We start from the raw sequence: 2,434 nt of genomic DNA on the forward strand, positions 1-2,434 counted from the left end.
TACAACCTCGACGTCATCATCTCGGTCGGCTACCGGGTCAAATCGCCGCAAGGGGTGCGTTTTCGCCAGTGGGCCACCCGGCTGTTGAAACAGCACCTGATTCAGGGCTACACCCTCAACCAGCAGCGTTTCGAGCAAAATGCCCGCGAGCTGGAAGCCGCGCTGGCACTGGTGCGCAAAGCGGCCCGTGGCGACGGGCTTGATCTTGCCAGCGGGCGCGGTCTGGTGGAAATCATCAGCCGCTACACCCAGACCTTTCTCTGGCTGCAGCGCTATGACGAAGGGCTGCTCACCGAACCGGCAGGCACCGAGGGCGGTGTATTGCTGGCGCCAGAACCCGCCATGCAGGCACTGGGCGAGCTTAAAGCCCAGCTGATGGCCCGTGGCGAGGCATCCGAACTGTTTGCCCGGCCAAGGGGCGATGGCTTGGCCGCCTTGCTGGGCAATCTGGCCCAAAGCGTTTTTGGCCAAAGTGCCTACCCCACGGTGCAGAGCAAGGCCGCCCATCTGCTTTATTTCGTGGTCAAAAACCACCCCTTTGCCGACGGCAATAAGCGCAGCGCCGCCTTTTTGTTTGTCGATTTTCTCTATCGTAATCAGGCGCTGTGGCTGGCCAGTGGCGAGCCCATCATCAACGACAGCGGGCTGGCGGCCCTGACCCTGCTGGTGGCCGAATCGGCCCCGGCGCAAAAAGACACCCTGATTCGCCTGATCATCAATATGCTGACCCCGGCGCCGGCTGCGACAGACTTTGGAAATACCCCATGAGCCATATCGATACCCTGATTACCGACCACCTCGATCTGTGGACTGCCGCCGTACGTCCCAAAAGCAGCGCCGGGCGCGGCAGCAATAGCAAGTTGGAGCTGGCCGGCATCAAGAAGCTGCGCGAGTTGATTCTGGAACTGGCGGTGCGCGGCAAACTGGTGGCGCAAGACCCCAACGATGAACCCGCCTCGGTATTGCTGGAGCGGATTGCCGCCGAAAAGGCGCGGCTGTTCAATGAAGGAAAAATAAAAAAAGAAAAACAATACTTGGTCATAACAGATACAGATTTACCTCTTGATAAGCCGAACGGTTGGGTATTTGAACGGTTTGGTAATGTTGTAATTAACCGAGATTTCGAACGTATCCCTTTGGCTGTTTCTGAGAGAGAAAAAAGAAAGGGCTCTTATGACTATTATGGCGCATCGGGGGTTATTGATCAGGTTGATAACTATCTATTTGACAAGCCATTGTTGTTGATTGGTGAAGATGGAGCAAATCTAATTAATAGGTCTACACCCATCGCGTTCATGGCTCGTGGGAGATATTGGGTTAATAATCATGCTCATGTTTTAGATGGGCTGAATGAAGATTTATTGAAATATATATGCTTGCATATCAATGCAATTTCTTTAATTTCATATATTACTGGCACAGCTCAGCCTAAAATGAATCAAGCCAAGATGAATGAGATCGTACTTGGTATTCCACCTTTTGCTGAACAAAAACGCATCGTTGCCAAAGTGGATGAACTGATGGCCCTCTGCGACCAGTTGGAGCAGCAAAGCGAGGCGCAGCTGGCGGCGCACCAGACCTTGGTCGAGGTGCTGCTGGCGACCCTGAGCGATAGTGCCGACGCCGATGAACTGGCACAAAACTGGGCGCGGCTGGCCGGCCACTTCGACACACTTTTTACCACCGACGCCAGCATCGACGCCCTCAAACAGACCATCCTGCAATTGGCGGTGATGGGCAAACTGGTGCCGCAAGACCCCAACGACGAACCCGCTTCCGTCCTGCTGGCGCGCATCGCCGCCGAAAAGGCGCGGCTGGTGCAAGAGGGGAAGATTAAAAAAGAAAAGCCGCTATCGGAAATCAACGAGGATGAAAAGCCGTTTGAGCTGCCGCAGGGGTGGGAGTGGTGCCAAATTTTAGAACTTGGTTATGACTTAGGTGGGGGAACTCCATCTAAAGCACAAGGGAAATATTGGGGAGGGAGTATCCCTTGGGTTTCACCAAAAGATATGAAGGTCGATCTAATTTCATCTTCAGTTGACTATGTTACTGACGATGCTATTTCTGAAACGGTGCTTAAATTAATTCCATCAAATAGCCTTTTGATGGTGGTCAGAGGAATGATTCTTGCCCATTCGTTCCCTGTTGCTTTGACCATAAATCCTGTTGCAATAAATCAAGATATGAAGGCGCTTGTGTTTGCGGAAATAAATGGGAGTTTTTTGCTTACGTTAATGAAAGCAGCGAAAGAACGAGTGGTAAATATGGTTGAGCACTCATCTCATGGTACTTGTAAGTTGGTTTCAGAAAAGCTCTGGAATATGATGGTTTGTATACCACCAAAAGAAGAGCAGCTTAGAATTGTTAAAGCTGTCGATGAATTAATGGCCCTCTGCGACCAACTAAAATACCGCCTGCAAACCAGCCAACAGAC

2 protein-coding genes are annotated in these 2,434 nt (G+C 51.8%); both read left to right on the plus strand.

All coding sequences use genetic code 11. From position 1 onward, the window contains the following. Positions 1 to 768 (plus strand): type II toxin-antitoxin system death-on-curing family toxin (locus EGI20_RS17545; protein ID WP_498633007.1); only part of this gene is annotated, 768 nt, incomplete at its 5' end. Next, the coding region (locus EGI20_RS17550; RefSeq protein ID WP_498633008.1) for a restriction endonuclease subunit S at positions 765 to 2,434 on the plus strand (1,670 nt) is incomplete at its 3' end. The genes EGI20_RS17545 and EGI20_RS17550, both read left to right, overlap by 4 nt.

Source organism: Aquitalea sp. S1-19 (assembly GCF_024343515.1).